Origin of the sequence: Peteryoungia algae (assembly GCF_030369675.1) — a bacterium.
Classification (GTDB): domain Bacteria; phylum Pseudomonadota; class Alphaproteobacteria; order Rhizobiales; family Rhizobiaceae; genus Allorhizobium; species Allorhizobium algae.
Window position 1 is genome coordinate 926,778 of the sequence record NZ_CP128477.1, and the last position, 22,070, is coordinate 948,847.

Annotated in this window: 19 protein-coding genes; 4 read left to right on the top strand and 15 right to left on the bottom strand. The window is 61.2% G+C overall.

Annotation, left to right across the window (positions count from 1 at the left end; genetic code table 11):
- The 3 genes from QTL56_RS04735 to QTL56_RS04745 form a co-directional block, all read right to left on the bottom strand.
- Positions 1–936: a DMT family transporter gene (locus tag QTL56_RS04735; protein WP_245136857.1), complete on the bottom strand. Its 936-nt coding sequence runs from the start codon at positions 934–936 to the stop codon at positions 1–3.
- A 57-nt stretch (positions 937–993) separates the two neighbouring features.
- Positions 994–1,665 (bottom strand): DsbA family oxidoreductase, encoded by a 672-nt coding sequence (locus tag QTL56_RS04740; protein ID WP_245136856.1) that lies wholly within the window; start codon positions 1,663–1,665, stop codon positions 994–996.
- A 98-nt stretch (positions 1,666–1,763) separates the two neighbouring features.
- Complete coding sequence (locus tag QTL56_RS04745; protein ID WP_245136855.1) at positions 1,764–3,575, bottom strand: extracellular solute-binding protein; 1,812 nt, start codon at positions 3,573–3,575, stop codon at positions 1,764–1,766.
- A 264-nt stretch (positions 3,576–3,839) separates the two neighbouring features.
- Between QTL56_RS04745 and QTL56_RS04750 the strand changes: the two genes are divergently transcribed.
- On the top strand, positions 3,840–4,472 hold the full coding sequence (locus QTL56_RS04750) for an invasion associated locus B family protein (RefSeq protein ID WP_229575467.1): 633 nt from the start codon (positions 3,840–3,842) through the stop codon (positions 4,470–4,472).
- A 79-nt stretch (positions 4,473–4,551) separates the two neighbouring features.
- On the opposite strand, the gene hspQ is transcribed toward QTL56_RS04750, so the two are convergent.
- From hspQ to QTL56_RS04770, 4 genes are all read right to left on the bottom strand, one after another.
- On the bottom strand, positions 4,552–4,881 hold the full coding sequence (gene hspQ / locus QTL56_RS04755) for a heat shock protein HspQ (RefSeq protein ID WP_229575468.1): 330 nt from the start codon (positions 4,879–4,881) through the stop codon (positions 4,552–4,554).
- A gap of 87 nt (positions 4,882–4,968) precedes the next feature.
- Positions 4,969–5,889 carry a DMT family transporter gene (locus tag QTL56_RS04760; RefSeq protein ID WP_245136854.1) on the bottom strand — a complete coding sequence of 307 codons (921 nt, stop codon included), beginning with the start codon at positions 5,887–5,889 and terminating at the stop codon, positions 4,969–4,971.
- Positions 5,890–6,039: 150 nt separating this feature from the next.
- Entirely contained in the window at positions 6,040–7,449 is a 1,410-nt protein-coding gene (glnA, locus tag QTL56_RS04765) for a type I glutamate--ammonia ligase (RefSeq protein WP_229575470.1), read from the bottom strand.
- 62 nt (positions 7,450–7,511) lie between these two features.
- Complete coding sequence (locus QTL56_RS04770) at positions 7,512–7,850, bottom strand: P-II family nitrogen regulator (protein WP_006727717.1); 339 nt, start codon at positions 7,848–7,850, stop codon at positions 7,512–7,514.
- Between the two features lie 351 nt (positions 7,851–8,201).
- Here QTL56_RS04770 and QTL56_RS04775 point away from each other — a divergent pair, with 351 nt between their 5' ends.
- Entirely contained in the window at positions 8,202–9,677 is a 1,476-nt protein-coding gene (locus QTL56_RS04775) for an NAD(P)H-hydrate dehydratase (RefSeq protein WP_245136853.1), read from the top strand.
- A gap of 21 nt (positions 9,678–9,698) precedes the next feature.
- On the opposite strand, the gene QTL56_RS04780 is transcribed toward QTL56_RS04775, so the two are convergent.
- The 3 genes from QTL56_RS04780 to uvrA all read right to left on the bottom strand — a co-directional run bounded on the left by QTL56_RS04780 (position 9,699) and on the right by uvrA (position 15,330).
- Positions 9,699–11,360 (bottom strand): Na/Pi cotransporter family protein, encoded by a 1,662-nt coding sequence (locus QTL56_RS04780; RefSeq protein ID WP_229575472.1) that lies wholly within the window; start codon positions 11,358–11,360, stop codon positions 9,699–9,701.
- A gap of 151 nt (positions 11,361–11,511) precedes the next feature.
- Positions 11,512–12,315, bottom strand: coding sequence for a DUF72 domain-containing protein (locus QTL56_RS04785; protein ID WP_245136852.1), 804 nt, complete (start codon positions 12,313–12,315; stop codon positions 11,512–11,514).
- Positions 12,316–12,408: 93 nt separating this feature from the next.
- Positions 12,409–15,330 (bottom strand): excinuclease ABC subunit UvrA, encoded by a 2,922-nt coding sequence (gene uvrA / locus QTL56_RS04790; protein ID WP_245136851.1) that lies wholly within the window; start codon positions 15,328–15,330, stop codon positions 12,409–12,411.
- Positions 15,331–15,599: 269 nt separating this feature from the next.
- On the opposite strand from uvrA, the gene QTL56_RS04795 reads away from it, so the two are divergent.
- Positions 15,600–16,133 carry a single-stranded DNA-binding protein gene (locus QTL56_RS04795; protein ID WP_229575475.1) on the top strand — a complete coding sequence of 178 codons (534 nt, stop codon included), beginning with the start codon at positions 15,600–15,602 and terminating at the stop codon, positions 16,131–16,133.
- 91 nt (positions 16,134–16,224) lie between these two features.
- On the opposite strand, the gene QTL56_RS04800 is transcribed toward QTL56_RS04795, so the two are convergent.
- Positions 16,225–17,511, bottom strand: coding sequence for a DUF2254 domain-containing protein (locus QTL56_RS04800; RefSeq protein ID WP_229575476.1), 1,287 nt, complete (start codon positions 17,509–17,511; stop codon positions 16,225–16,227).
- A gap of 12 nt (positions 17,512–17,523) precedes the next feature.
- Positions 17,524–18,153: a MarC family protein gene (locus QTL56_RS04805; RefSeq protein WP_229575477.1), complete on the bottom strand. Its 630-nt coding sequence runs from the start codon at positions 18,151–18,153 to the stop codon at positions 17,524–17,526.
- Between the two features lie 195 nt (positions 18,154–18,348).
- Here QTL56_RS04805 and gyrA point away from each other — a divergent pair, with 195 nt between their 5' ends.
- Positions 18,349–21,162 (top strand): DNA gyrase subunit A, encoded by a 2,814-nt coding sequence (gyrA, locus tag QTL56_RS04810; RefSeq protein WP_245136850.1) that lies wholly within the window; start codon positions 18,349–18,351, stop codon positions 21,160–21,162.
- Between the two features lie 170 nt (positions 21,163–21,332).
- Here gyrA and QTL56_RS04815 read toward each other — a convergent pair whose 3' ends face one another.
- The 3 genes from QTL56_RS04815 to QTL56_RS04825 all read right to left on the bottom strand — a co-directional run bounded on the left by QTL56_RS04815 (position 21,333) and on the right by QTL56_RS04825 (position 21,923).
- Positions 21,333–21,467: a hypothetical protein gene (locus tag QTL56_RS04815; RefSeq protein ID WP_267499031.1), complete on the bottom strand. Its 135-nt coding sequence runs from the start codon at positions 21,465–21,467 to the stop codon at positions 21,333–21,335.
- A gap of 61 nt (positions 21,468–21,528) precedes the next feature.
- Positions 21,529–21,681 (bottom strand): hypothetical protein, encoded by a 153-nt coding sequence (locus tag QTL56_RS04820; RefSeq protein WP_162760091.1) that lies wholly within the window; start codon positions 21,679–21,681, stop codon positions 21,529–21,531.
- Positions 21,682–21,764: 83 nt separating this feature from the next.
- On the bottom strand, positions 21,765–21,923 hold the full coding sequence (locus tag QTL56_RS04825) for a hypothetical protein (RefSeq protein WP_229575479.1): 159 nt from the start codon (positions 21,921–21,923) through the stop codon (positions 21,765–21,767).
- Between the last annotated feature and the right edge of the window lie 147 nt (positions 21,924–22,070).

Genomic DNA, 22,070 nt, shown 5'->3' on the forward strand with positions numbered 1-22,070 from the left:
TCAGGTCTCCCCCTGATCCGGCTTGATCGCCAGCGCTGCATCCGACTTGCCGGCCACCGGCGGCGGGAGCGGCGTGTCGCGCTTGCGCTCGCGGATGAGCGTCAGGAGACCTGAGCCGACGATCAGCACGATGCCGAGGCCCATCGGCCAGTCGACCTTGTCTCCGAAGACGAGATAGCCGAGCAGAATCGCCCAGAGCATCTGGCTGTACTGGATAGGCCCGACAATCGGGGCGGGGGCATAAAACGAGGCCAGCATCATGAAGATATTGCCAATGGCTGCCAGAAGGCCGAAGGCGGCCAGCAATATCAGGTCATGGCCGCCGGGCGCCTGGAAGTCCGGTAGCGAGAAGACGGCGCAGATGATCACGCTGCCGAGGAGGCCGGCGCCATAGAGCGAGATGTTCTTCTCCTGCGGTCCCATGGCCCGGAAGATGATGATCGTGACGGCGCCGGCAAAGCCCGAGACCAGCGCTGCCAGATGTCCCACCTGCAACTCACGGAAGCCCGGTCTCAAGACCACGAGCACGCCAAGGAAGCCGATCAGGACGGCTGCCCAGCGTTTCATGCCCACCTCTTCCTTGAGGAAGATCACCGACATGATCGTCGCAAAGCTCGGCAGCAGGAAGATCAGGCAGAAGGCCTCGGCCATCGAAAGCTGGGTAAAGGCAATGATGCTGCCGACCGTTCCGACCGCAGAGCAGACGAAGCGCAGGCCCCAGAGCGGCCAGTTCGTGCTGCGCACCAGATCCGTATAGCGGTCGCCTCGCTTCATCAGGAAGGGGATGGCGACGAAGCCGAACAGGCTGCCGATGAAACCGGCCTCGAAGGCCGGCACGCGCCCCTCAACCAGTTTCACGGCACCATCGCTGAAGGAATAGGCGGCAAAGCAGATAAAGGCGAAAAGGACGCCCTTGAAGGTGGTGTCGGCGGACAAGGTGATAATCCCGGGGAGGAGGTAACCTCACCGGGATACGAGTGTTCGCGCTGACCGTCAATTCAGATTGCGCAGCGCCTCGGCCTTCGCCTTGGCGATTTCGCGCAAGGCATTGGCGAGTTCCGCCGGCGGCTGGGCACCGCTCACGGCATATTGTTGGTCGAAGATGAAGAACGGCACGCCGTTGACGCCCATCTGCTTGGCCGCTTCTACCTCGGACAGAACGTGGCTCACGTCGGCATCCCCTGACAGCAGCGATTCGATCACGGGGCGTGACAACCCTGCTTCCGCTGCAATGTCGAGCAGCACATTGGGATCGCCGATATTGCGGCCTTGTTCGAAATTCGCCTTGAACAGCAGATCCACGACGCGCGTTTGCGTCTCGCGGCTTTCCTGGCCGGCCCAGTGGATCAGCCGGTGCGCATCGAGCGTGTTCGGCCCGACCTTGATTGCGTCGAAATCGAAATCGATGCCGACCTCGGCGCCGAGCGACGTCAGATGCGCATGCGCCTGGTCCATCTTGTCCTTGCCGCCGAGCTTCTTGGCGAGCGCGACCTGCTGGTCGACACCTTCGGGCGGAAAATCGGGATTGAGCTGATATGGGCGCCAGTTGATGTCGACACTGACCTCGTCCTGCACTTCGGCAATCGCGAGCTCCAGCCGGGCCTTGCCGAGATAGCACCAGGGGCAGACCACGTCGGATACGAGGTCGATGGTGATGCGGTCCATGAGGGTGTCCTTTCCTGGCAGAGATATGCCTGTCACTTAAAGCAATGCAGGCCGGAGACAAGCTCCGGCCCGAAAACACAGCGTCAAACGCGTGAGGGTTACTGGGCGCGCGCGTCGAACCAGGTCGGGCGCTGATAGCCGTAGAGAGGAGCCGCCTCCGGTCGCCCGATATGCTTCCAGCGGGCCACCCACTGCTCACCGATATGATAGAGCGGCACGACGTAATGTCCGGCAACGAGCAGCCGGTCATAGGCGCGCACGGCAGCCTGGAAGTCGGCGGGGTCGCGGGCCTGCAGCAGAGCTTCCATCATCCGGTCGATATCGGGATCCGCAACGCCGGCATAGTTGAAGCTGCCCTGCGCATCCCTGGACACCGAACCCCAGCGGTTGACCTGCTCTGCGCCCGGCGACAGCGAAGAGGTATAGGCCTTGATGATCATGTCGTAGTCGAAGCTGTTGGAGCGCGCCTGATACTGGGCGTCGTCGACGGTGCGGATCGCCATGTCGACGCCGATCAGCTTCAGCGTGCGCTGGAAGGCCAGCGCCATCTTCTCCTGGCCCTCGTTCTGCGTCATCACTTCAAAGGCAAGCTGGTTGCCGCTGGCATCCAGCATCTTGCCACCCTGGATCTTGTAGCCCGCCTCGCCAAACAGCTTTACCGCCTTGCCAAGTGCCTTGCGGTCGCCGCCCGAACCGTCGGTCGCCGACTGGGTATAGGTCCCCGCAAGGATTTCAGGCGGCAGGGCGTCCTTGGTCGCGCCCAGCAGAGCCAGTTCCCTGTCGTCGGCGGCATTGCCATAGGCGCCGAGCGTCGAGTTTTGCCAGTAGCTCTGGGTGCGGGTGAAGACGCCGCCATAAAGCGTCTTGTTCAGCCATTCGAAGTCGAACGCCGTATTGATCGCCTCGCGCACCTTCACATCGGCGAAAGCCGGCCGGCGTGTGTTGAAGACGAAGCCCAGCATGCCTGCCGGCAGGCCCGGCTTGAACGCTTCCTTGACCACATCGCCATTTTGCGCTGCCGGGAAGTCATAGGCCCGCTGCCAGTGATTGGCGTCACCATCGGGGTAGATGTCGATATCACCCTTCTTGAAGGCCTCGAACAGAGTGGCTTCCTGGAGGAAATAGGTGACCGTGATCTCGTCGTAATTGTCGAAGCCGACCTTCGATGGCAGGTCCTTGCCCCAGTAATCGGGGTCGCGCGCCCAGGTGACCTTCTCGCCGGGCTTCAGTTCCTTAATTTTGTAAGGACCCGAACCGACGGGGATGGCAAGCCCGCCCTGATCGAAAGTGGCAGGATCGATCGCATGCTTGGGGAGGATAGGCGTGGCAGAAGCGAAGATGAGAGGGGTCTCGCGGTTCGCCTTTTCGTTGAAGGTGAATTTCACCCCGTGCTCGCCGACTTTCTCCATCTTGTCGACCGCAGTCAGTCGCCCATTGAAAGGCGGGCGCCCCTTGTCGCGCAAGAGTTCGAAGGTGAAGATCACATCATCCGGGGTGACCGGCTTGCCGTCATGCCACCTGGACTGCGGATTGATGTTGAACTGCACGTAGCTGCGGTCCGCATCCCACTCCACGCTCTCGGCAAGCAAGCCGTAGAGGGTGAAGGGCTCGTCGGCCGAACGCGTCATCAGCGGTTCGTAGAGCAGATTGCCGAATTCGGGATCCCAGACGCCGCGTGCCGTGGTCCGCATCCCCTTGAGGACGAAGGGGTTCAGGGCGTCGAAAGTGCCGACAACGCCGTAGTTCACCTTGCCGCCCTTTTTCACATCCGGCTTTACATAGGGAAAGTGTGTGTAGTCGGAGGAGAGGGCTGGTTCGCCATGCATCGCGATCCCATGCACGGGCTCCGCTTGGGCGGCGGTCGCAAGTGGCAGCAGGCAAAGGCTGAATAAGAGACGGCGCAAGGTCATGGTCCTCCCCGGTGTGGAATCTGCAAATCGCGCGGACGCTATCACAATCACCATAAAACCAACACAAGCCGGTGGGATTTAGGCGACGTGAGTCGATCCGGCGTCAAAGAAACGCTGGATATTCCGGCCGCCACAATGTAACAGGTGAGCCGGAGCGCCGGGTCATGTATTTGCCTCATTTGAACGACAGGTGAGGGCACACGACCGGTGAATGACGCGGCAGAAAAGTCCGCGCGACAGGGGTTTTCAGGAGACGGAATACGTATGATGTTCAAACTTAGCAACGCAACGCGGACGGCTGTGTCTGCACTCGCATTGTCCTTCGCTGCCACCGCCATGCCGGTTGTCGCGCAGGCTCAGGAAGCCGCAGCTCCCTCCGAGGCGAAGTGGTTCAAGACCTGCGCCAAGCAGGAAGAATCTGACGTCTGCGTCGTCCAGAACCAGCTTGTTGCCGCCAATGGCCAGCTGATCACGGCCGTTGGCCTGATCACGGTCGAAGGCAAGGTCAACCGCAAGCTGCTCCAGGTGACGGTTCCCTCGGCGCGTCTGATCCCGCCCGGCGTCCTGATGCAGATCGATGGCGCCAAGGGCACCAAGCTCGACTACGCCGTCTGCCTGCCGGATCGTTGCACCGCCGAAATTCCGCTGACGGATGCGATCGTCGACAGTCTGAAGAAGGGTGGCGAGGTCGTATTCACCTCGATCAACTTCCGCCGCGCGCCGAACCCGATCAAGATTCCGCTCTCCGGCTTTACCGGTGCCTACGATGGCGAGGCCATGTCCCAGTCGCAGGCCGAAGAGCGCCAGCGCCTCCTGCAGGAAGCCATGCAGAAGAAGCAGGAAGAGCGCAACAAGGCAATTACAGATGCCCAGAACGCTGCCAAGCAGGGCAACTGAACCGCTTCGGTTCTGAAGTGACAAAAAGCCCGCGTCGTTCTCGACGCGGGCTTTTCTGTTTGGGGCTGGATGTGAACCGTCAGTGCGCGAAGTTCATCTTGGGCTTGTACTGGCCGCTCTGCTGCGGTTCGAAGATCTGCTGGATCTGCGGATTGCGCAGCGGCTCCTGGCTCTGATCGCGTTCGAGGTTCTGCTCGGACACATAAGCCACATATTCCGTCTCGGCGTTTTCCGCGAGCAGATGATAGAAGGGCTGATCCTTATGCGGCCGCACCTCGGCCGGGATCGCATTCCACCATTCCTCGGAATTCGCAAACTCCGGATCAACATCGAAGATCACGCCGCGGAACGGAAAAACCCGGTGCCGTACGACATCCCCGATACCAAATTTAGCGCTTCGTTGTTTCATGGCTTGACTTCCTTTCCCTTCCATATTTGGGAAGAAAGCCCGGCGAAATCAAGGGATGGTGTGTAACGTCATCTCCACCTGCGATACCTAGCCTGTTTTGCGTCCTGGTGCGGTCGCCAGAATGAGGCCGCCGGTCACCAGCACGATCCCCACCGCATGATAAGCCTCGAACCGTTCTGCGAGGAAGACGACCGCCATCAGGATCGACACCGGTGGCATAAGATAGAGCGTCATGCCGGCAATGCCCGGCCCGAAGACCTGCACCGCGTGCTGGAAACAGTAAAAGGCGGCGATCGAGGCGAACAGGATGATCCCGGCGAGCTTGGCGAACTCCATGGCCGTGTCGGGCAGGGGGCCGCCCATCGCAATCTCGACCAGCCCCGGCGGGATGAGGACGATCGAGCCCGAGAGCGCGAGCAAGGCAAACAGCGGCAATGGCGGCATGGCGCGTACCGAAGGACGTCGCAGAAGCAGCGAATAGGCGGCAAAGGCAATCGCCGCAACGAGGATCGCGAGGTCGCCAATATTGAAACTCAGTTGCAGCAGTGCTTCGGGATGCCCCTTCAGCACGATGGCGACGACACCGGCAAAGGCGATCACCATGCCCGAAACTTCCAGCCGCGTGATCGCACGGCTCTGGAACAGCCACTGGAATACGATGATGAAGAGCGACGAGGTCGTGTAGATCAGCGTCGCGTTGGAGGCCGTCGTCAGCGTCAGCGCCCAATAGACGACACCACCGCATATGCCCATGCCGAGAATGCCGAGCGTCAGCCAGAGAGCCGTATGGTGGCGGACGAAATTGAGGCAGGCCTGCCGCTCCTGCCAGAGGAAGGGCGACATCAGGATCGCCGCACCCATCCAGCGCAGAAGCGCTGTCGCGAACGGGCCAACTTCGCCGGAGATGCCCCGGCCGAAGATCAGGTTCGACGAGAAGAAGACCGGCGCCAGCAGGAAGAGCAGCCAGTCGTGGAGGCGCGGACCGGAAGAATGGGGAAGAGGTGGCATGGGAGATCGCTTGTCGCGGAGGAATATCTCTACGAGAGCTAGCGCGGCAGACCTCCTGGCGAAAGCGCTTTTTCAGCGAAACGGTTCCGTCCGCAACGAAAAACGCCGGCGGAAATCTCCGCCGGCGTCTTGTTCGGGCTCCGCGGTCGATCAGACCGAGTAGTACATGTCGTATTCGACCGGATGCGGGGTCATTTCATAGCGCATGACTTCCTGCATCTTGAGCTCGATGAAGCTGTCGATCTGGTCGTCGTCAAAGACGCCGCCAGCGGTCAGGAACTTGCGATCCTTGTCGAGGCTTTCCAGCGCTTCGCGCAGGGAACCGCAGACGGTCGGGATCTTCTTCAGTTCCTTCGGCGGCAAGTCATACAGATCCTTGTCCATGGCCTTGCCCGGATGGATCTTGTTCTTGATACCGTCGAGGCCGGCCATCAGCATCGCGGCGAAGGCGAGGTAGGGGTTTGCAGTCGGATCCGGGAAGCGGACTTCGACGCGCTTGGCCTTCGGGTTGGAGCCGAAGGGAATGCGGCACGATGCCGAACGGTTGCGCGCCGAATAGGCGAGCAGGACCGGCGCCTCATAACCCGGAACCAGACGCTTGTAGGAATTGGTCGACGGGTTGGTGAAGGCGTTGATCGCCTTGGCGTGCTTGATGATGCCGCCGATGAAGAAGAGGCAGCTTTCCGAAAGGCCGGCATATTCGTCGCCAGCGAAGGTCGGCTTGCCATCCTTCCAGATCGACATGTGCACATGCATGCCCGAGCCGTTGTCGCCGAAGATCGGCTTCGGCATGAAGGTTGCGGTCTTGCCATAGGCATTGGCAACCTGATGCACGACATATTTGTAGATCTGCATCTTGTCGGCATTGCGCACCAGCGCGTCGAACTTGATGCCGAGCTCGTGCTGGGCAGCAGCCACTTCATGGTGGTGCTTTTCAACGACGACACCCATTTCGCCGAGGACCGTCAGCATTTCGGAACGCATGTCCTGCAGGCTGTCGATCGGCGGAACCGGGAAATAGCCGCCCTTGACGCGCGGACGGTGGCCGAGGTTGCCGGTCTCGTAGTCCGTGTCGTCGTTCGACGGCAGTTCAGTCGAGTCGAGCTTGAAGCCGGTATTGTACGGATCGGCCTTGTACTTGACGTCGTCGAAGACGAAGAATTCGGCTTCGGGGCCCACGAAGACGGTGTCACCGATGCCGGATGCCTTCAGATAGGCCTCGGCTTTCTTGGCGGTGCCGCGCGGATCGCGGTTGTAGGCTTCGCCGGAGACCGGATCAAGGATGTCGCAAAGAATGACCATCGTCGACTGGGCGAAGAAGGGGTCCATGTGTACGGTGGCCGGATCCGGCATGAGCACCATGTCGGATTCGTTGATGGCCTTCCAGCCGGCGATCGAGGAGCCGTCGAACATGACGCCGTCGGCGAACATGTCTTCGTCGACGCAGGCAATGTCCATCGTGACGTGCTGCAGCTTGCCCTTCGGATCGGTGAAGCGCAGGTCGACGAACTTGACGTCGTTGTCCTTGATCTGTTTCAGAATATCGTTTGCGGTCGTCATATTTTTTTCTTCCTCGCAAGAGCTCACGATTTGAACCCGACCTCCCTAGGTGTCGGGTCCGATTAGATGGCGTCGATACCGGTTTCGCCGGTCCGGATGCGGACGACTTCTTCGACATTCGAAACGAAGATTTTTCCGTCGCCGATGCGGCCCGTCTGGGCTGCATTGCGGATGGCGTCGATGACGGCCTCCACGTTTTCATCGGCCAGTACCACTTCGACCTTCACCTTCGGCAGAAAGTCCACGACATATTCGGCGCCGCGATAAAGCTCTGTATGGCCCTTCTGGCGACCGAAGCCCTTGGCTTCCGTCACGGTGATACCCTGCAAGCCGACTTCCTGAAGGGCTTCCTTCACTTCATCGAGCTTGAAGGGCTTAATGATCGCTTCGATCTTTTTCATGAGAAAATTTCTCTCCGCTTCCTCAGTAAAGCAGGATGAGCCCCGCCCGCCGGGCTGGATGCATGGAATGTGCCAGTTATTTGCAGATTTGTTGCAAAATTACCGTCTTCCTCCGTCCGACAGGGCAAATCTCCTGCAAAACGGGCGGAAAAGCCAGCCCGAATTGTAGGAAATAACGCTTCCAGCCAATCTTTTTTCCAAAGCCTCTCTATTCTTAACCGCCTGTGCCAACTGCACAAAACACCACCTCGATGCACAACATGTGTGCAGATGCACTGAATTTCACCAATGCGAGGCTGCCTAAAATCGTGCAGCTTTGCTCGCGCGGTGATTTCTGCTCTAACGAGTTGCATGATGCTCCCGAGACCAGAGATCTTGTTGACCCCGACCGAGATGTCGCGCGTCGATGCCGCCGCGATAGCCTCCGAAATCAGCGGCCAGGCGCTGATGTTGCGCGCCGGCGAGGCGGTGGCGGCATGTGTCTTGCGCCACTATCCGGCTGCTCTTCGCTTCGCGGTCTTGTGTGGCCCTGGCAACAATGGCGGCGATGGCTATGTGGCCGCCGAGGCGCTAGTTCGCTGCGGCGCCAATGTCCGGGTTTTCGCCTTGGGAGACCCGGAACGACTGCGTGGTGACGCCAGGATCGCCAGGGCGGGATGGTCGGGACGGGTAGAGGCGCTCGAAGCTTACATGCCCCAGGCGGGCGATGTGGTGATCGATGCTGTGTTCGGCGCGGGTCTCGCACGGGACGTCCCGGACCTGGTGCAACAGGCAATCGCAGACGTGACAGCTGCGGCTATTCCCGTAATTGCGGTCGATCTGCCCTCGGGCATCGATGGCGCGAGCGGCAAGCTTCGCGGCGCGGCCTTCCGGGCTGAGCGCAGCGTCACCTTTGTCACCCGAAAGCCGGGTCACGTTCTTCTTCCGGGGCGCGATCATTGTGGCACCGTCGAGGTTTTCGACATCGGCATCCCGCACAGGATCGTCGCGGCCGAGGCGGCAGGGCTGTGGGTCAACGGCCCCGCGCTTTTTCAGTCTTTCCGCCGCCCGCGATCGGCGGAGGATCACAAATATCGCCGCGGCCATCTGACGGTCTTCTCGGGCCCGGCCATTTCGACCGGAGCGGCACGCCTGTCGGCCGGCGCGGCACTGAAGGCCGGCGCGGGACTGGTAACGCTGGCGTCTCCGAGCGATAGCCTGGCGGTCAACGCAGCCCATCTGACCGCGGTGATGCAGACGGCAATGGACACGGTGGCCGACGTCGAAAGCTGGCTCATCGACCAGCGGCGCAACACCTTTGCGCTTGGACCGGGATTCGGCGACAGAGACAAGGCGCGGAGCTATGCGGTGGCTATCGCGCGCAGTGGGCGCAATCTGGTGCTGGATGCCGACGGAATTTCCGCCTTCTCCGGCGATGCGAGTGCACTTCGTGAAGCCTTCGAAGGCTCGGCGGGCCAACTCGTCACCACGCCACACGAGGGAGAATTCACCCGTCTTTTCCCGGATATCGCCCGCGGCGACGGCGGCAAGGTCGAGAAGGCCCTCGCGGCGGCAAGGGCGATCAGCGGCATCGTCGTTTGCAAGGGCGCCGATACCGTGATCGCATGTCCCGACGGTCGCGCGGCGATCGAGGAACACGCCCCGGCCACGCTTGCCACTGCCGGCTCCGGCGACGTGCTGGCGGGCATTATCGCTGCCAATCTCGCCAATGGCATGCCGGCTTTCGAAGCGGCCTGTGCCGGCGTCCATCAGCATGGCCAGGCGGCGACGCGGGCGGGCGAGGGGCTTACGGCCGAGGATCTGGTCTCCCATGTCCTGCCGGCCTGACATCACCCGCGTGAGAGCAGTCTAGAGCTCTGCTGGTTGCACCAGCCGGCTGCGCCTGAGCAGGCCTTCGCCCTCCAGCAAGGGATAGGCGATCGAAACGAAAAGCGAATTGATTTCCTTCAGATCCCGCATCGTGTCGATGTGCAAAGAGCTTGATTCGAAGCTGGCCGCATTACCCTGCCGCAATCGCTGCAGATGGCTTTCCTCGCTGGTCTTGACCAGGTTGCGGATCGCTTCCTTGCGGGCGACGAGCTGGCGCGCATGGCCGATGTCGCGCGTCACCAGCAGGTTGAAGGCGAGATGGGCGTTCTGCACCACCTCGTCATGCATGGCACAAAGCTCGGCCCAACCCTCGGCGGAGAAGGCGACATTGCGCTCGTTCTTCTTGCGCGCCCGCGTCAGCATGTTCTGCGAAATAATGTCCGCTGCCTGCTCGATCTTGATTGTCGCACCCAGCAGGTTCTGGCATTGGGCCGCAGAACCCGGGTCGAGCGCCGTCTGCGAAATGCGGGCGAGGTAGAACTTGATGTCGCGGTGGATCGTGTCGATCTGGTCATCCAGCGCCTCGATCCTTTGAGTCTTCTTCGCGTCCCAGCGCTCGTAGAGCTCGAATATGCCGTTGAGCATGATTTCGGTCTTGTCGCAGACCGTCAGAACCTCGCGTGTCGCATTGGATATCGCCTGCTGTGGATTGGTCAGATCCATCACATTCAGCGCCGAGAAGCGGTCGTCATTGGCGGCTCTCTCTTCAGAACCCGCCAGCATCCGTTCCAGCACGGCAGCGACAAGGCCCGCAAAGGGAAGTCCGAGCACGAGAACGGCGCCGTTCATTGCCAGATGCACCATCACGACGGAATCCCCGGGATGAGCGGAGAAGACCGATGGGCTGACCGCAAAGACGAATTGCGCGGCCAGCGCGATCAGCGTCATCATCCCACGGATGACCACATTGCCGAGCGGCACGATCCGGGCATTCGCCTCGGCATTTTTCGTAAGCAGTGCCGCAATGATCGCGGCGCCGAAATTGATGCCGAGCACCAGCGGAATGATCAGGGCGTCTGGCAACAGATTCTGGTCGGCGAGCGATGCAACGAGCAGTACCGCCGCCACGCTGGAATGGAATGCCCAGGCGAGCAGGGCGGCCAGCACGAAGGCGCTGATCCAGTCGGCCGCGAGATAGTTGAACAGGACGGGCAGGATCCTGCTCTCGCGCAGCGGTTCCGATGCCTCGCCGATCAGACGCAGCGACAGGAGAAGGAGACCGAGCCCGAACAGAATGCGCCCGATCTGCCGCCAGCCCCGCGCCTCGGAGGCGCGAAAGGCGATGGTCCCGGCAAGCAGCAGCACGGGGACGAGCAGCGAGAGATCGTAGCGCAAGATCCGCACGACAAAGGCGGAGCCGAAATCCGCGCCGAGCAGCGTCGCAACCCCGATGGCGGGCAGGACGTAGCCCGCGGCCGAGAAGGAGGCCACGATCAGGGCGACGGCCGTTGCACTTTGCAACGCCACCGCAAACAGGAATCCGGCAAAGGCTGCGGAGAACCGATTGCCGACGGCATGCCGCAGCTTGTCCTTCAGGACCCCGCCATAGGCGCGCTCGATCCCCGTGCGAACCATGCGCGTTGCCCAGAGAAGCAGCGCCACCGCGCCAGCGAGATGAATGAAGACGGCGATGCCAGACATGAAGTGCCCCGAACTCTGAAACGCTGGACGTGCACGCCCAAAGAGGAAAGCATGCCGACCCAGGGCGCGGACACGGCCGCGACTCTGCGACCGAGCCTAGTCCAGTTTCGCCAATGTCACAAATTGACCGATGCGAAGACGCTCGAAGTGGTCACCCGACCCGCTTCTGCAACTCGATCGCGCCTTTCGGCGCGTTCACCTTGCCGCCCGAGATGAAGAAGGCAAACACATCGCGTGGGATCTGCTCCGCAGGTTTGTCTCCGGCAATAAGCGTGAGGTCCTCGGGTGTGCCCCCTGCGGCATAAGTCTCGAACCGGCCAGACCAGGCGTCGAGATCGCTCGCGGGATAGCAGGTTGGCGTTTCGTCCGCCCCCTTCTGCAGTCGGGCATAGACGAAGTCCGCCGTGGGGTCGGCGAACATCGGATAATCGTGATGGTCGGCACATACGGCCGCCACACCATGTCGGCGCAGCATGTCGATAAACTCCGGGACCTGGAAGCTTTCGTGCCGGGGTTCGACGACATGACGCAGTGGCAACCCATTCAGCTCTTTCGGCAGCAGGCCGAGAAAAGCCTCGAAATCCTCGCCGTCGAACTTTTTCGTGCCCATGAACTGCCACAGGATTGGCCCCAGATGCGGTCCGAGCTCCTCGATGCCCTGGTGCAGGAATTTCTCAACCGAGGGCCCGGCCTCGGCCAGGATTTTCCTGTTGGTACAGAACCGGCTGGCTTTCAGCGAAAATACGAAATTGTCAGGCACTTCTGACGCCCATTTGGCAAAGGTTGCCGGCTTCTGGCTGGAATAATAGGTGCCGTTGACCTCGATCGCGGTCATCTGCCGGCTGGCATATTCGAGCTGTCGTTTCTTGGGCAGATCGGAGGGATAAAAACTGTCGTCCCAGGGGTCGAAGGTCCATCCCCCGATGCCGGTGCGGATAATGCCGGATTTGGTCATGAAATGCCTCCCGCTATGTCAATTAGGTAATTGGCTAAATCAGAAGCGGACTCTGCAAAAAGGCAGGGTCCCCTCAGTCACGGGGGTGGCGGATCACTCCGCCGCCTGTGCCTTCTTCGCCGGCCGTCGCTGCAGCAACTCCTTGAGGAACTGCCCCGTATACGATGTCTCGACCTTGACCACCTCTTCCGGTGTCCCCTGTGCCACGATCTGGCCGCCGCCATCGCCACCTTCCGGACCGAAGTCGAGGATGTAGTCGGCTGTCTTGATGACCTCGAGATTGTGTTCGATGACGACGACAGAATTGCCCTGGTTCACCAGTTCCTGCAGCATTTCCAGAAGTTTGGCGACGTCGTGGAAGTGCAGGCCGGTGGTCGGCTCGTCGAGAATATAGAGCGTGCGGCCCGTCGAGCGCTTCGACAGCTCCTTGGCAAGCTTGACGCGCTGCGCCTCGCCACCCGACAGCGTGTTGGCCTGCTGGCCGACCTTGATATAGCCGAGACCGACATCGAACAGCGCCTGCAGCTTGTCGCGGACAGCGGGGACGGCCTGGAAGAACTCGACCCCCTCCTCGACCGTCATGTCGAGCACGTCAGCGATCGACTTGCCCTTGAAGGTCACGTCCAGCGTTTCTCTGTTGTAGCGCTTGCCGTGGCAGACGTCGCAGGTGACATAGACATCGGGAAGGAAATGCATCTCGATCTTGATCACGCCGTCGCCCTGGCAGGCCTCGCAGCGGCCACCCTTGACGTTGAACGAGAAGCGTCCGGCCTGATAGCCGCGCGCCTTGGCTTCCGGCAGGCCGGTGAACCAGTCGCGGATCGGCGTGAAGGCGCCGGTATAGGTCGCCGGATTGGAGCGCGGCGTACGCCCGATCGGTGATTGATCGATGTCGATCACCTTGTCGATGAATTCGAAGCCGTCGATCCGCTCGTGTTCGGCAGGATTTTCGCGGGCGCCCATGACGCGGCGTGCCGCTGCCTTGTAGAGCGTCTCGATCAGGAAGGTCGACTTGCCGCCACCCGATACGCCGGTCACAGCCGTGAACACGCCGAGCGGGATCGAGGCCGTAACGTTCTTCAGATTGTTGCCCTTGGCGCCGACGACCTTGATCTGTTGGCCCTTTTTTGGCTTGCGCCGCTGCGCCGGAACGCTGACGCCCATTTCGCCCGTCAGGTATTTGCCCGTCAGCGATTTCGGATGCGCCATGATGTCCTGCGGCGAGCCTTGTGCGATCACCTGACCGCCGTGGATGCCGGCCGCCGGGCCGATGTCGACCACATAGTCGGCGCTCAGGATCGCATCCTCGTCATGCTCGACGACGATCACCGTATTGCCGATGTCGCGCAGATGTTTCAGCGTATCGAGCAGCCGCGCATTGTCGCGCTGGTGCAGGCCGATCGACGGCTCGTCGAGCACGTAAAGCACGCCGGTCAGGCCTGAGCCGATCTGTGACGCCAGACGGATACGCTGGCTCTCGCCACCCGACAGCGTGCCGGAATTGCGCGACATGGAGAGATAGTCGAGGCCGACATCATTGAGGAAGCGCAACCGCTCACGGATCTCTTTCAGCACGCGCACGGCGATTTCGTTCTGCTTGTCGGTCAGCTTGGCCGGCAGGTCTTCGAACCAGGAGCCCGCATTGCGGATCGCCATATTCGTCACCTGGCCGATATGCAGGCCATTGATCTTGACTGCCAGCGCCTCGGGCTTCAGGCGGAAGCCGTTGCAGGCGGGGCAGGGGGCCGCCGACATGAAGCGCTCGATTTCCTCGCGCGCCCAGGCGCTGTCGGTCTCCTTCCAGCGCCGCTCGAGGTTTGGCACGATGCCTTCGAAGGTCTTGGTCGTGGTGTAGGATCGCGCCCCGTCGGCATAGTGGAAGTCGATCTTCTCTTCTGTGCCGTGCAGGATCGCCTGGTGCGCCGCGTCTGAAAGATCCGACCACTTCGACGTCAGCTTGAAGCCGAACGCCTTGCCGAGCGCCTCGAGGGTCTGATTGTAGTAGGGCGAACTGGACTTGGCCCAGGGCGCAATCGCCCCGTCATTGAGCTTGCGATGCACTTCCGGAACGATCAGCGCCTCGTCGATCTTCTGTTGTGAACCAAGCCCATCGCAGGTCGGGCAGGCGCCGAAAGGGTTATTGAAGGAAAACAGACGCGGCTCGATTTCCGGAATGGTGAACCCGGAGACGGGGCAGGCGAACTTTTCCGAAAACAGCACCCGTTCATGCGTTTCATTCAACGACTTGTTGGCCGAACCGCCGGCCGATGTTTCCTCGGGCGGCAGGGGCTTGTCTGCGAATTCTGCCACCGCCAGTCCGTCGGCAAGCCGAAGGCAGGTTTCCAGACTGTCCGCCAGGCGGCTCGCAATATCCGGCCGCACCACGACGCGGTCGACGACCACATCGATGTCGTGCTTGTATTTCTTGTCGAGCGTCGGCGCGTCCGCGATCTCGTAGAACTGCCCGTCGACCTTGACGCGCTGAAACCCCTTCTTCATCAGCTCGGCGAGTTCCTTCTTGTACTCGCCCTTTCGGCCACGGATCATCGGCGCAAGGATGTAAAGGCGGGTGCCCTCCTCATAGGCCAGGATGCGGTCCACCATCTGGCTCACCGTCTGGCTTTCGATCGGCAGCCCCGTCGCGGGCGAATAGGGAACCCCGACGCGGGCGAAGAGCAGTCGCATGTAGTCGTAGATTTCGGTGACCGTGCCGACCGTCGAACGCGGATTGCGCGACGTCGTCTTCTGCTCGATCGAGATTGCCGGTGAAAGTCCCTCGATCTGGTCGACATCGGGTTTCTGCATCATCTCGAGAAACTGTCGGGCATAGGCCGACAGGCTCTCGACATAGCGTCGCTGGCCCTCCGCATAGATCGTATCGAAGGCAAGCGACGACTTGCCGGAGCCGGATAGCCCCGTCATCACGATCAGGCTGTTGCGCGGCAAATCCAGGTCGATGCCCTTCAGATTGTGCTCGCGCGCGCCACGGATGGAGATAGTCTTGAGTTCGCTCATGTCAGGCTCTGATCGGCAAAGGGAAGGGCAGGGTTCCGGGGGGGAACTGTCCTTATGTAGTCAACGAAGCCCTTGAGTCGAGGCACAAGGTGCGACCGATGTGGAATTTCGATTCTGTTGACAGGATCATAGGGAAATAATAGAACAAATAAAGAACATTTTCGCTGTGGATTTAAACCGGTCACCGCCCACTCGCTGCATCGGATGGGATAAGGTGACATTTGATTGGATTTTCAACGCCGCGGCGGCGCGGCAGTAAGGTGAGTGTCATGGCTGGTAGCGTCAACAAGGTCATTCTGATCGGCAATCTCGGAGCCGATCCCGAAATTCGCCGGACCCAGGACGGCCGGCCGATCGCCAACCTGCGCATCGCGACGTCGGAAAGCTGGCGCGACAAGAACAGCGGCGAGCGCAAGGAAAAGACCGAATGGCATTCGGTCGTCATCTTCAATGAAGGTCTGTGCAAGGTCGCCGAGCAGTATCTGAAGAAGGGCTCGACCGTTTACATCGAAGGCCAGCTGCAGACCCGCAAGTGGCAGGATCAGACCGGTAACGACCGCTACTCGACGGAAGTGGTCCTGCAGGGCTTCAACGGCAACCTGACCATGCTCGGTGGCCGCGGCGATGGCGCTGGCGCTTCGCGTGGAGGCGACATGGGCGGCGGTGACTTCGGTGGCGGTTATGGCGGTGACTACGGCGCGCCGGCGCCCTCGCGCGGCGGCTCCACGAGCGGCGCCAGCCGTGGTGGCAGCGCCCCCTCGGGCGGTTTCTCCCGCGATCTCGACGACGACATTCCGTTCTGAGCCGGCAAGGCTCGGCACGCTTAAGATGAAGTGAGTGAACGCCCTGCGCAGTCAGGGCGTTTGTGTGTCAGCATGCGAGGCAAGGCTGCCCTCACTCTCCGAGGTCGCCGCGCAGACGCTGGAGATCGGCCTCGATCGGCAGGGCCTTTTCGGCGCGCGAAAGCGCCAGGATGGCTTGGCGCCGGGCCGCGGCGCGGAAATCTCCGTTTCCCAGCCTGCTCAGTGCCGCAAGGCATTTCTGCAGCCGAAGCTGGACCTCCACCTGCGCCGCACCATCGCGGGCAATCGTCATGAAGGCATCTTCGAAGAGGTCGTCGGCCGTGAGCGGGGGAACGGAGACGCGGGAAAATTGCAGTTCCTGATCTTCAACCGGCTCAGACCATTTGCTGAGCAGTCGGGTGGCCCGGCCGATCACGTCGATCGCCGTGCCCGGATCGTTTACCGCCGGAGACAGGGCGCGCTGTGCTGTCTCGCTCAGCACGACCAGTCCGAACCGCGGATCCTGATCGAAGCTGCGCACATTGCCGATGGTCACGGCATACCGCAGAGAATCATTCAGTTCGTCGTCTTCATCCTCATCCTCATGCGGCTCGGACTTGCCGGCGTCTAGATAAGCGATGACGGTGTCTCGATAGACGAAGGCGCCGGGATTGAGCAGAAGATGGATCTCGCCGTCCATCCTTTCGGCCAGCCTGGAAAGCGCCTGCATGTCGATATGCTGGACATATCCGATGGCGTCGGCCTCGACTGGTATCATGCTGTCGAACCTCTTTCGGACGCCGGTCGGCAAAGGCTTTCCACCGAGATAGGGATTGTGCCGTCTGGCGTCGATGGCGCGCGCCGCCGCATCTTCGATCCGGTCCGTCGCATCACCAACCCGGCCGAGCTTGGTCAGATGGTCGATCCAGCGCAGGAGCTGGAAGACGATGAGCGCAATAACCCCGATCGTCACGACGAACAGAATGACGCGGCCCTTTTCGCCATAGGCACCGGTCTGCAGCACGACGATGCCGACAATGCCATACAGGAACGAGCCGACGAAGGTCGAAAGCACGTTCTGTGTCATGCGGTCCTCGACCAGCAGCGTTGTCGCGCGCGGCGTGACATTGCTGGTCGCAGACGCATAGGCCGAGGTCATCGCACTGACTGAGAAGGTCGTGACGGCCAGCATGCTGGAGGCGATGATGTTGAGGATCGTGTCGACGGAGTCTGCATTGATCGACCCCGGGATGTCGAAAGGCACGAAACGCTCGGCGACTGTCGCAAGGACTGCGGCCAGCACCCCGACCGCACCGATTGCCGACGCGCGGACCCACAGGCGTCGGCTGAATTGCTTCAGGATGAATCGCCAGCGGCTGGAGACGGCTTCTTGTGTCATGACGGGCTTTCTTCAACCGATAAAGGCGGACTTCACCCCGTCAACGACGAACTGTACGGAAAGTGCCGCCAGCAATACGCCGAGAAGACGGGTCAGCAAGGCTCGTCCCGTGACGCCGAGGAAGCGATTGAGACGTTCGGCAAGATAGAGCGAGACGAAAACAAGTCCGAGTACAACGCCGATCACCGCGATCAGTTGCAGCTTGCCGATGAAGCCATCGACGGTGCCAGAAATCAGAACCGTGGCCGAAATGGCGCCAGGGCCGGCGATCAGCGGAATGGCGAGCGGGAAGACGGCAAGGTTGTGAATGTGGTCCTTGGTGATTGCGTCACCGGTCGTCTTCTCCTTGCGCTCGTTGCGTTTTTCGAAAATCATCTCGAAGGCGATGGCGAACAGCATCAAGCCGCCGGCGATACGGAAGGCACCCATGGAAATGCCGAGTGCACCGAGAATGCTGGCGCCGAACAAAGCAAACACGGTCAGAATGGCAAAGCCCATGACCGAGCCCCGAATGGCGACCACCTGGCGCTGCGCCCGCGTCATGCCCTGGGTGAGGCCGAGAAAGAGCGGCGCCAGCCCCGGCGGATCGACCGTGACGAGAAGGGTTGTAAACGCGCTGATCATCGTTTCGGTCACGGCCATGGCGTATCGTTCTCCTGTGCGAGCCTCCATAAAGCCGAAGCCTTGGTGGCCTTGCAAGGCTGGCCCCCAAGATATTGAGGGAAATGCCTTTCCCGCGCCGTAAAAGCCTGTTTATAACCAGCCTCGAAATTGGCGCTTTCGCGCATGTTCCGTTATAGATTTCCCAGTGATTCCGAACAGAGATCGTGACCTGATTTGACTGAGCAAAGCACTCCCGGCGGCGGCAAGTTCCCGCAAGGCATCGAGCCTATTTCCATCATGGAGGAAATGCAGCGGTCCTATCTCGATTACGCGATGAGCGTGATCGTGAGCCGCGCGCTTCCCGACGTGCGTGACGGGCTCAAGCCCGTGCATCGCCGCATCCTCTACGGCATGAATGAGCTCGGGCTCGACTGGAATAAGAAATACGTCAAGAGCGCCCGCGTCACGGGTGACGTCATGGGTAAATATCACCCGCATGGCGACTCCGCGATTTACGACGCGCTGGCCCGCATGGCGCAGCCATGGTCGCTGCGCATGCCGCTCATCGACGGCCAGGGCAATTTCGGCTCCGTCGATGGCGACCCGCCGGCCGCCCAGCGTTACACGGAATGCCGCCTCCAGAAGGTCTCGCACGCGCTGCTCGACGACCTCGACAAGGAGACCGTCGATTTCCGCGACAACTATGACGGCACCATGTCGGAGCCCGTCGTGGTTCCCGCCAAGTTCCCGAACCTCCTGGTCAACGGAGCCGGCGGCATCGCGGTCGGCATGGCCACAAACATCCCGCCGCACAACCTCGTCGAAGTCCTCGACGGCTGCACGGCGCTGATCGACAACCCGGCGATCGAATTGCCGGAACTGATGCAGATCATTCCGGGTCCCGACTTTCCGACAGGCGCCATGATCCTCGGCCGGTCGGGCATCCGCTCGGCCTATGAAACAGGCCGCGGCTCCGTCGTCCAGCGTGGCGTCGCCCGTGTCGAGCCGATGCGAGGCGACCGCGAGCAGATCATCATCACCGAGATCCCCTATCAGGTGAACAAGGCGACGATGATCGAGAAGATGGCCGAACTCGTGCGCGAAAAGCGCATCGAGGGCATCTCCGACCTGCGTGACGAATCCGACCGCGACGGCTACCGTGTCGTCATCGAGCTGAAGCGTGACGCCGTGGCCGATGTCGTCCTGAACCAGCTTTACCGCTACACCCCGCTGCAGACCTCGTTTGGCTGCAACATGGTGGCCCTGAACGGTGGCAAGCCGGAACAGCTGACGCTGCTCGACATGCTGCGTGCCTTTGTTTCCTTCCGCGAGGAAGTCGTCAGCCGCCGCACCAAGTATTTGCTGCGCAAGTCGCGCGACCGCGCCCATGTCTTGGTCGGTCTCGCAATCGCCGTTGCCAATATCGACGAAATCATCGCCCTGATCCGCAGCGCGCCGGATCCGGCCACCGCCCGCGAACAGTTGATGACGCGCCGCTGGCCGGCCAAGGACGTGGAATCGCTGATCCGCCTGATCGACGATCCGCGTCACAGGATCAACGACGACCTGACCTACAACCTCTCGGAAGAGCAGGCCCGGGCCATCCTCGAACTGCGTCTTGCCCGCCTGACGGCACTCGGTCGCGACGAAATCGACGAGGAGCTGAACAAGATCGGCGCCGAGATTTCCGATTACCTCGACATTCTCTCCTCGCGCGTCCGCATCCAGCAGATCGTCAAGGACGAATTCACCGCCATCCGCGACGAATTCGGCACGCCGCGCCGCACCCAGATCGTCGACGGCGGTCCGGATATGGACGACGAGGATCTGATCGCCCGTGAAGACATGGTCGTCACAGTGTCCCATGCCGGCTACATCAAGCGCGTGCCGCTGACGACCTATCGGGCCCAGCGCCGTGGCGGCAAGGGCCGCTCCGGCATGGCGATGAAGGATGAGGATTTCGCGACCCGCCTGTTCGTCGCCAATACCCACACGCCTGTGCTCTTCTTCTCGTCGCGCGGCATCGTCTACAAGGAAAAGGTCTGGCGTCTGCCGATCGGCACCCCGACATCGCGCGGCAAGGCCATGATCAACATGTTCCCGCTGGAGCCCGGCGAGCGCATCACCTCGATCATGCCGCTGCCCGAGGATGAAACGAGCTGGGCAAACCTCGACGTCATGTTCTCGACGACGCGTGGCACGGTTCGCCGCAACAAGCTGTCCGACTTCATCCAGGTCAATCGCAACGGCAAGATCGCGATGAAGCTCGAGGAAGAGGGCGACCAAATCCTCGGCGTCGAGACCTGCACCGAGCATGACGACGTGCTTCTGACCACCGCGCTCGGTCAGGCGATCCGTTTCCCGGTCGACGAAGTGCGCGTCTTTGCCGGCCGCAATTCGATCGGGGTCCGTGGCATGACCATGGCTGAAGGCGATCGCCTGATCTCCATGACCATTCTCGCCCATGTCGATGCCGAACCCTGGCAGCGTGCAGCCTATCTGAAGCGATCTGCGGCTGAACGCCGGGCCATGGGCGTCGACGAAGACGACATCGCGCTGGTCGGCGAGGAAGTCGGCGCCGAAGGCGAACTGGCGGAAGGTCACTACCAGGAGCTCAAGGCCCGCGAGCAGTTCGTGCTCACGGTCTCGGAAAAGGGCTACGGCAAGCGTTCGTCCTCCTATGACTTCCGCACCTCCGGCCGCGGTGGCAAGGGTATTCGCGCCACCGACACCTCGAAGACGACGGAAATCGGCGAACTGGTCGCGGCTTTCCCAGTCGAGGAAAACGATCAACTCATGCTGGTTTCCGATGGTGGTCAGCTGATCCGCGTACCCGTGAACGGCATCCGCATTGCGAGCCGCGCCACCAAGGGTGTGACGATCTTCTCGACGGCCAAGGATGAAAAGGTCGTATCGGTCGAACGCATCACGGAGCCGGAAGCCGATGATGAAGTCATCGAGGCCGCGGAGGTCACGGAGGGCGAGGGCACAGCCGTTCCGACCCCCGAGGTGACCTCGACCGACAGCGGCGAAGCCCCAACGGAATGATCGAAGGCCGGCCCGCAACGGCCGGCTTTCGTCCAGAACAAATAAGACAAACGAAAAGCCCGCCGGACAATGTCCGAGCGGGCTTTTTGCTGGAGGTCTGCATCAAGTTTGTCGCGGTCTTGCTTGGGCCGGCGTGTGGATCCGCCTGCTGTGACCGCTTGGGATCGGTCTCAGAATGCCTTGCGGCGTTCCATCATGGCCCGGAAATCATCGTCTTCCCGCTTGAGAGCCGCAATCGCCGAGACGACCGAGGCCACGAACATGCCGCTGATCAGGGCAGCCAGAACCGATAGAGTGATGAACATGGCGTTTCCTTTCTTTCTCAGCGTGTTGTTGCGTCTCTAGCGGCGAAGGTCCGATGAAAGATTAGTGGCCGAAGCTGTGGTATCGAGCCGTCATCGGTGGTCCGTAGAAAGCAGCGTCACCGCTGTCCTTGATGTAAAAGGTTGCGGAGGTGGCAACCATGGCAGTCATCATCATCATCCACACGAGGTTGATCAGGGTAACTTTGTCATGCATTGCTTTAGTCCTTTGAATGCCGGCATTCACAGCCGTAAAATGCTTGAGTGAGGAAATGGTTCCCGCACAGTGTAGGAAGGTGTTTACCAACGCCCCCCTGAAGTCCTCTTGAACACGCTGTTCATCTGCCGTTCATCTTCGTAGCGAATTTGCTGCGCTTCCCATTGATCGCGAACGACCATCAGCCCGAGTTCGACGAGAAGCGAGGCGACGATAGCGAAGGCGATGAGAAGAACCAGCATGGGAGCAACCTTGAAATGGTGTGTTCGATTGACGATACCGTTTTAGGCAAACGCGTCTGAAGTGGCCTTGAATGGGACGTTCATCTGCCGTTCAGCGGCAGAAACCGGCTTGCCGGGAGCGGGATCGTGCGGCCGGGATCATCGGAC

Coding starts and splice junctions, on each gene's coding strand:
- QTL56_RS04780 (WP_229575472.1), bottom strand. CDS start 11,360: ATGTCTGGCATCGCCGTCTTCATTCATCTCGCTGGCGCGGTGGCGCTG.
- QTL56_RS04745 (WP_245136855.1), bottom strand. CDS start 3,575: ATGACCTTGCGCCGTCTCTTATTCAGCCTTTGCCTGCTGCCACTTGCG.
- QTL56_RS04815 (WP_267499031.1), bottom strand. CDS start 21,467: ATGTTCATCACTCTATCGGTTCTGGCTGCCCTGATCAGCGGCATGTTC.
- QTL56_RS04750 (WP_229575467.1), top strand. CDS start 3,840: ATGATGTTCAAACTTAGCAACGCAACGCGGACGGCTGTGTCTGCACTC.
- QTL56_RS04740 (WP_245136856.1), bottom strand. CDS start 1,665: ATGGACCGCATCACCATCGACCTCGTATCCGACGTGGTCTGCCCCTGG.
- QTL56_RS04805 (WP_229575477.1), bottom strand. CDS start 18,153: ATGGCCGTGACCGAAACGATGATCAGCGCGTTTACAACCCTTCTCGTC.
- QTL56_RS04775 (WP_245136853.1), top strand. CDS start 8,202: ATGATGCTCCCGAGACCAGAGATCTTGTTGACCCCGACCGAGATGTCG.
- QTL56_RS04820 (WP_162760091.1), bottom strand. CDS start 21,681: ATGCATGACAAAGTTACCCTGATCAACCTCGTGTGGATGATGATGATG.
- QTL56_RS04800 (WP_229575476.1), bottom strand. CDS start 17,511: ATGACACAAGAAGCCGTCTCCAGCCGCTGGCGATTCATCCTGAAGCAA.
- uvrA (WP_245136851.1), bottom strand. CDS start 15,330: ATGAGCGAACTCAAGACTATCTCCATCCGTGGCGCGCGCGAGCACAAT.
- QTL56_RS04795 (WP_229575475.1), top strand. CDS start 15,600: ATGGCTGGTAGCGTCAACAAGGTCATTCTGATCGGCAATCTCGGAGCC.
- QTL56_RS04760 (WP_245136854.1), bottom strand. CDS start 5,889: ATGCCACCTCTTCCCCATTCTTCCGGTCCGCGCCTCCACGACTGGCTG.
- hspQ (WP_229575468.1), bottom strand. CDS start 4,881: ATGAAACAACGAAGCGCTAAATTTGGTATCGGGGATGTCGTACGGCAC.
- QTL56_RS04770 (WP_006727717.1), bottom strand. CDS start 7,850: ATGAAAAAGATCGAAGCGATCATTAAGCCCTTCAAGCTCGATGAAGTG.
- glnA (WP_229575470.1), bottom strand. CDS start 7,449: ATGACGACCGCAAACGATATTCTGAAACAGATCAAGGACAACGACGTC.
- QTL56_RS04785 (WP_245136852.1), bottom strand. CDS start 12,315: ATGACCAAATCCGGCATTATCCGCACCGGCATCGGGGGATGGACCTTC.
- QTL56_RS04825 (WP_229575479.1), bottom strand. CDS start 21,923: ATGCTGGTTCTTCTCATCGCCTTCGCTATCGTCGCCTCGCTTCTCGTC.